General features: G+C 49.4%; 8 protein-coding genes and 1 pseudogene. 3 read left to right on the top strand and 6 right to left on the bottom strand.

The genetic code is table 11. From position 1 onward, the window contains the following. The 3 genes and pseudogenes from ACESLK_RS29665 to ACESLK_RS29655 all read right to left on the bottom strand — a co-directional run. A pseudogene (locus tag ACESLK_RS29665) lies at positions 1 to 250 on the bottom strand (Crp/Fnr family transcriptional regulator); the annotation flags it as partial. A 377-nt stretch (positions 251 to 627) separates the two neighbouring features. Then, complete coding sequence (locus tag ACESLK_RS29660; protein ID WP_373233456.1) at positions 628 to 1,071, bottom strand: hypothetical protein; 444 nt, start codon at positions 1,069 to 1,071, stop codon at positions 628 to 630. Next, entirely contained in the window at positions 1,043 to 1,795 is a 753-nt protein-coding gene (locus ACESLK_RS29655; RefSeq protein ID WP_373233455.1) for a hypothetical protein, read from the bottom strand. Before ACESLK_RS29655 ends, ACESLK_RS29660 begins: the two co-directional genes overlap by 29 nt. Before the next feature lie 53 nt (positions 1,796 to 1,848). Here ACESLK_RS29655 and ACESLK_RS29650 point away from each other — a divergent pair, with 53 nt between their 5' ends. Together ACESLK_RS29650 and ACESLK_RS29645 are read left to right on the top strand one after the other, a co-directional pair. Beyond that, positions 1,849 to 2,049 carry a hypothetical protein gene (locus ACESLK_RS29650; RefSeq protein WP_373233454.1) on the top strand — a complete coding sequence of 67 codons (201 nt, stop codon included), beginning with the start codon at positions 1,849 to 1,851 and terminating at the stop codon, positions 2,047 to 2,049. Positions 2,050 to 2,180: 131 nt separating this feature from the next. Further along, a complete protein-coding gene (locus tag ACESLK_RS29645; RefSeq protein ID WP_373233452.1) occupies positions 2,181 to 3,380 on the top strand; it encodes an MFS transporter in 1,200 nt (399 codons plus the stop codon). An 81-nt stretch (positions 3,381 to 3,461) separates the two neighbouring features. On the opposite strand, the gene ACESLK_RS29640 is transcribed toward ACESLK_RS29645, so the two are convergent. Further along, positions 3,462 to 3,905, bottom strand: coding sequence for an Lrp/AsnC family transcriptional regulator (locus tag ACESLK_RS29640; protein WP_373233450.1), 444 nt, complete (start codon positions 3,903 to 3,905; stop codon positions 3,462 to 3,464). Between the two features lie 169 nt (positions 3,906 to 4,074). Between ACESLK_RS29640 and ACESLK_RS29635 the strand changes: the two genes are divergently transcribed. Then, the gene (locus ACESLK_RS29635; RefSeq protein WP_373233449.1) at positions 4,075 to 5,241 is read left to right on the top strand and encodes a serine hydrolase domain-containing protein; all 1,167 of its coding nucleotides are present in this window, start codon (positions 4,075 to 4,077) and stop codon (positions 5,239 to 5,241) included. A 52-nt stretch (positions 5,242 to 5,293) separates the two neighbouring features. On the opposite strand, the gene ACESLK_RS29630 is transcribed toward ACESLK_RS29635, so the two are convergent. Then, entirely contained in the window at positions 5,294 to 5,422 is a 129-nt protein-coding gene (locus ACESLK_RS29630; RefSeq protein WP_373233448.1) for a hypothetical protein, read from the bottom strand. A 73-nt stretch (positions 5,423 to 5,495) separates the two neighbouring features. Next, positions 5,496 to 6,323 carry a YitT family protein gene (locus tag ACESLK_RS29625; protein WP_373233457.1) on the bottom strand — a complete coding sequence of 276 codons (828 nt, stop codon included), beginning with the start codon at positions 6,321 to 6,323 and terminating at the stop codon, positions 5,496 to 5,498. Positions 6,324 to 6,584: the final 261 nt, after the last annotated feature.

The following is a 6,584-nucleotide window of genomic DNA, read 5'->3' as shown; positions in this document are numbered from 1 at the left end:
TGTTAATGAGCTTGACGTTCGGGAGGGCGAAGTGCTCAACGAACGCGAGGTAGGTCGGGTAGACCGCTTCTCCTGTCGCCTTGTCGACGATCGGGTTGTTGATCGCGTTGTTCAGGAAGCCTGCTGCGTTAAACGGCGTCTCGCCGGTCAACTTGTGCCATCCGGCCGTCAACCAGGCATATCCGACTACGAATCTTACGATCGTTATCAATACCGCCGCTATGCGGTTTTCTCTCCAAAATTTCATCATGGTACTCACTCCTTGTTAGGTTTGGTTTTTGCGAAGTCTTACCTGACTTCCGATTATCCGTTGGTCTGTATCGTCTTATTCACCGATGTATGAGATCGATTCGTTGACATCGGGATCACCGTCCTCGTTGGCTGTCTGTCTTTCATGTCTTTATTGTAAGGCCATTTTCAGAATATGATTGTGATTAAAATCACAAAGTATGGCGTGTTCATCAAGATGACACATTCGTGAGCGTGTACCCCGGCCAAAAAAAGGGTCAGGAAGTTCAGGTACAGTTAGGGCAGCCCACCGAGAGAGGCAAGATAAAGCAAAAGAAGCCCGAAACCATCGAGCTTCTTCGCCACACTAGCTGTGCGCATTCCGGGATGAACCGTGCTTCAAAGCTTGCCCTCGTTTTTCAGCGCGACCATGCTGTTATCCTGAACATGCAACGCGAGCTCGTTCAGGTCCTGGTCGGGAGCAAACACCGTATTCTCCGCCTCCAGCGTGCAGCAATCCATCGGTTCGCCCTGGACATCCTCCGGCGTGTACAGATGATCGGCCCCGGAGTTCACCGCGATAAACGCCAATTTGTTGGCTACGGGAGCTTGGCTCATCAAGTTCCGATTCATCCCCTCACTCCCGTGTCCGTAGATCAGCCGATCGATCCGCTCCGAGTAATATTTTCCTCCGACCTGCTCGGACGGAGCGGACGACGATTTCTTCATCATCATTTGCTTCCGCAGGTCGGTTTTGCGATTGTCCCCCGGGGCGTCTAACCGAGACGTCATGCGCGCCATGTTTTTCCTCTTGTTATACTTGCTGTCTGCCAGCAAGGCCATCCCGAGATCCTCCGTCGTCGACACGAAGGGACTGTTCTTCATAATCCCCTCCTTGCCGGGAACGTCGTGCCCGTACTTCATATGCTGCTTCGCGCTTTGCTGAACGGTTTAGTCGGAAAGATTCGACCGCTCCCCGGCCAAGTGAGCCCACGAATTCAAACCGGGATGCGTCACGCCGGAGTTTTCGTCCTGCACGAAAAACCTCGCAAGTACCTTGACGTTCTGTTCGGCATATTTGGCCTGGGCGAGTTTGTGCAGGTGCCTGCACCAACTTGTTCATCTCGAACCGCGCTTCATCGGGAGGCAAGTCGTACATCTCTTCGTTCGATTGGGCCAGCGTCTGGATGTAATCCGGCATCTTCACGTAGTCGGAAGCTTCCTCAAGCACCTCCGCAAATTGATCCTGCAGCGTCTCCATCGGAACCGACGGTTTGAGAGAACGGTTCACCTTCTCCGTGTCCTCCCGCTTCTTCTCCTCTTCTCCGAAATCAAGCAGCAAATCTTCCATGTCGTTCGACGACCCGGACTTCATCGAGAGCTCATCGGGAGTATCGCCCTTTAACAACCTATCCACTTCCTGGTTGCCTATGGACTGCTGAAGCTCCAAGAGCGAATCACCAACGGTACTCGGTTGAGGAATAGGGCCGAACTTCCTGTTCTGGTGACTGCCGGTTTTGTTGCCGGAGGAGGATTGCGACTTTCTTTTATTAAACACAAGAGACATGCGGCACCGCCTTCGCCAATATTCCTGCTAATCCTCCAATATTTTACCAATAATTGAAGAATTCTACGAGTGGGGTAGCGTTATTTCACCGGAAAATGGACGGTCGGTGCGAGGTCGCCGCCACGAAGAATCGGCCGCAGCGGCAGCTGGATCTCCACCGCACGTCTCAAGCTCGTCGATTACGATTTATCATTAGGCAGGCCGCATCTTACGATACTGCCGTTTTCGCCTTTAAAATCATGCAATTTCTATGAAAATAAATGTATTTCCCTCTTAATTTACTCCATCCTCCTTTAATGATCCATGTAAAGAAGTGTTTTATTTATATAAGCTTATACGGAAGCGAAAGCTATTAAACCGGCAAAAAAATAAAGGAGACTGTTTCGTGAACTCAAACACTGTTCTTATAAGAAAAGGCGGTGCAAATGTGTCGTCTTCCAAACGTCTTCCGTGGGTCGGGCTGCTGGCCTTAGCCATGGCGGGATTCATCTGCATTCTTACGGAAAGCCTGCCTGCTGGATTACTGCCGCAAATTGCACAGGATCTTGGGGTCACAGAAGCTCTTGCTGGACAATTGGTCACTCTCTATGCGGTTGGATCTCTTCTGGCCGCCATTCCTTTGACAACGGCTACCCGCGGGTGGAGGCGACGGCCACTTCTGCTGCTGTGCATCATCGGCTTTCTTGTATTTAACACCATCACCGCGTTATCTTCCGTTTATGTGCTGACGCTTGTCGCGCGTTTCTTCGCAGGTGTCTCGGCAGGTGTTCTGTGGGGGATGACGGCCGGTTATGCGCGGCGCATGGTGCCTGATTCGCTGAAAGGAAGAGCGATGGCCATAGCCATGGTCGGCACCCCGTTGGCATTGGCGCTGGGCGTTCCGCTTGGCACTTTTTTCGGTACTTATACAGGGTGGCGTCTCATTTTCGGAGCTGTATCATTACTGGCTGCAGCCCTTATTGGCTGGGTGCTCTGGAAGGTGCCGGATTATGCTGGCGAGCCTTCCGGTGATCAGCTCCCTTTTCACAAGGTTTTCCTGATTCCCGGTGTACGGCCGATTCTGTTCGTCGTTTTGGCATGGGTACTAGCTCACAATATATTGTACACATATATTGCACCGTATCTTGCCGAAACCGCGTTTGCTCAGCGAGTGGATTTGGTTCTTCTTATTTTCGGAATTACCTCGGTTGTCGGTATTTGGGGGATAGGCATGCTGATTGACCGTTTTCTAAGAATGCTGGTTTTAATCAGCATCACAGGATTTGCTTTGGCTTCTGCAGCCTTGGGAATCGGAATGAATCAACCTGCAATCATCATTCTTGGTGTTACGGTGTGGGGGCTTACGTTTGGCGGGGCGGCCACTTTACTGCAAACAGCAATAGCACAAGCTGGGGGAAAAAGCGCAGATATAACCCAATCGATGCTGGTTACCGCGTGGAATGTGGCAATCGGCGGAGGAGGCATTATCGGCGGGTTTCTTCTCGAACTGCTTGGAGCCGGATTTCTTCCGGGCTCATTAATCATCCTGCTGCTTCCCTCCTTATTTGCAGCTTACCTAGCTAAAAAGCATGGCTTTCCTTCCTAAGGAATTCCATGAGTATGTGTAACATAAGCAAAAAAATGAATCCGCTGCAAGGCGGATTCATTTTTTTGGGATTATAGACATCTATGCGAGCAAATTCGTTTCTCCAATGAGATTTTTATAAGCGATCGGTGAAGACATTACGATCAGAGTCGTATAGGTTCCGTATTGATCGCACCGGTTTTCAAACTCCTCCAGCTCCTGGGTTGTTTCCGTGAGGACCTTCAATAAATAATTATGCTCTCCGCTTATCCGATAACATTCCGTGACCTCCGGTGATGAACGACAAAAATCAAGGAAAGGATAGCAATCCCGGGTGCGAACAAGCATATAGGCTGTGCATTGCTTACCCACTTTTTGCGAAGAAATGACGGTTCGGTATTCCTCGATAACCCCCTTTTCTTCCATGCGTTTTACACGTTCAGTTACGGCTGGCTGAGACAGTCCCACCAGCTTTCCTAAATCTGTCATTGACAATCTCGCCTGGTTCTGCAAATGGAGCAGGATGTTTTTATCGATTTCGTCCAAAAGAATCACACCTTTTAATTTATAAGTTATTTACTTTGAATACCGTTATAATCATCGAGAATCTCATCTTTCGCCTTGTTTGTTTTATGTAAGGAAGCAGAAATTATTTATATAATAAACACACTTGCTTTAAATAATCAAGAAATTACAGCAGGAGAGGATAAGAAGCATGAGAAAAATTGATCTGGAATTGCTGCATAAAAGCGTCAATGAGGTGATTGACCGCACACTTGAGGAAAATAGGATCGTGGGTACCGTCGTCCAAATTGCATTAGGCGGAAACCTCGTTTACAGCAGGCCTGCTGGTTGGGCAGATCGTGAGCAGAAACGGCCGACGCGGGAAAATGCTTTGTTCAGATATGCTTCGGTAACCAAGCCGGTCGTGTCAACGGCAGCCTTAGTATTAATTTCGCAAGGGAGATTGCAGTTAAACGATCTGGTAGAAAAATGGTTGCCCGCCTTTCGTCCCAAACTGCCAAACGGACAGTATGTTCCCATGACCGTTCACCATCTGATGACGCATACTGCAGGCTTAACTTACCGTTTCTTCCAGGAAGAAAAGGGAACTTATGAGCTTGCTGGGGTATCGGACGGCATGGATTTGGCGGGAATTACACTTGAAGAGAATCTTCAAAGACTCGCTTCTGTACCTCTTCTATATGAGCCGGGGAAAATGTGGAGGTATTCCATAGCAACAGACGTGCTCGGAGCGGTCATCGAAAAGGTTACTGGAATGCCGCTTAGTGAAGCTGTACGGATGCTTGTAACTCACCCGCTTTCCATGATGGACACGGATTTCAAGGTCGTGGACACGGACAGATTGACCACAGCTTACGCAGACAGCGCTGGAGAGCCCCGGCGCTTGCACGATTTTGATACCGTTCCTTTCGTGGAGGGGACGGCAGGATTCCTCCTTTCACCCAATAGGTTTACCGATAAGACAGCTTATCCTTCCGGGGGAGCCGGCATGATTGGCAGCGCAGGAGACTTTCTTAAACTGCTGGAAGCTTTGAGACAAGGAGGAAATCCAATTCTGCCGGAGGCTCTTGTTATGGAAATGACAACCAATCAAATTGGTAACCTTGTGATGCCCTATTGGCCGGGGAGAGGCTTTGGACTTGGTTTCACGCTGCTTAAAGACCCAACGGATGCCAATACACCGGAATCGCCGGGAACGTGGCGGATGGGCGGCACCTATGGTCACTCCTGGTTTGTTGATCCGAGAGAGGAGCTTAGTGTTGTAGCGTTCACCAATACGGCGCTTGAAGGAATGTCAGGCAGGTTTTCAACGGAGCTGTGCGAATCTGTCTATAAGGGTATTCGAGGAGCTGAGTAAAGAGTAAGAACTTGAATTTCCGCCTCCTGTTCCTTCAGCTTGATTTCGTAATTTATTTTCCGTGACGAGATGGCTGATCTGCTTCCGGGCAGATCAGCCTGACCTGCTCCAACGCAGCGGCCCCATCCTTCGCGGCTGTCACGTGGGCATCCGGCCGCAATTGGCGAATCAAGCTTACCATCCCTCTCAGATGCCTCGGTTCGTCATCTATAGAATAGGTGGACTAATTTTAGGAGATAATCGCGCGATAGCGTCTAGTGGATATTGTGCTTACGGAAATTGCCGCCCTTCACTTCAGCTATGTCATACACAATAATAAAGGCCTTATCGTCGATTTCATTAATGATTTCTCTCATTTTGCTTTCCTCAAGCCGGTTGATCACGCAGGTGATTTCCTTGAATTGCTCATTGGAATAGCCGCCGTGGACAAATGTGTAGGTCGAGCTTCTTCCCAATCGGTCGCGAATCGTCTCGATCATCTCTTCCGCTTGGCTGGTAATGATTTTATACGTTTTGGAGCCGCTGAATCCTTCTTCCACGATATGAATGACCTTGGCAGCGATAAAATAAGCAATCCCCGACAAGATAGCCCCTTGAAGCCCGAACACCGTCGAGACGATCATGAAGACGAACAGGTTCAGGAATAAAATCAGGTCGCTCGTTCCGAACGGCAGCCTTCTGGACAGCAATACGGCCAGCATGTCGATTCCGTCCAAAGCTCCTCCGTTACGCAGCGCCAGCCCCATGCCGAAACCGATAATGATACCGCCTACGACGGTAATCAATAGCGTATCGCCCTTAATAATCGTCGGGATATGATGCATGACCGTCGTGCCTATCGCAAGCGATGCAATGCCAAGCACCGAATAAATGGCAAAGCTTCTGCCGATCTGCTTGTAACCCAAGAAAACAAAAGGAATGTTGATCAACGCCAGCAGCAGCGCCAAAGGCAGCCCGGTCCATTGCGAGCCGACGATGCTTAGGCCGGTCACCCCTCCATCCGATACGCTGTTGGGGATAAGCACCGCTTCCAAACCGTAAGCCGTAATAAAACCGCCAACAATCACGGTAACTGCCTTCATGATCTTTTTTCTGATTAAAGCTTGTTTAGTAACTACTCCCAATTAAGTTCCTCTTTTCTTTGTCTCGTCAAACCGCCTTTCAATTTTACTGCGCAAAAACGTATAACTGCAAGATTTTCAAAAAAATTGTAGATTTGAACACTCCCCCACTTACGCATTTGCGTTGAAGTGGGAGATTCTTGCGTAATCACCTCATCCGAAGTGAAGTTGAGCAAGCGATCCCTGCGGTTCCCGCAGTTCTTGTTGGCCTGGAAGCTTCTA

This window comes from Cohnella sp., assembly GCF_041640265.1.
Classification (GTDB): Bacteria; Bacillota; Bacilli; order Paenibacillales; family Paenibacillaceae; genus Cohnella.
This window is presented reverse-complemented; position numbering and strand designations above follow the sequence as displayed.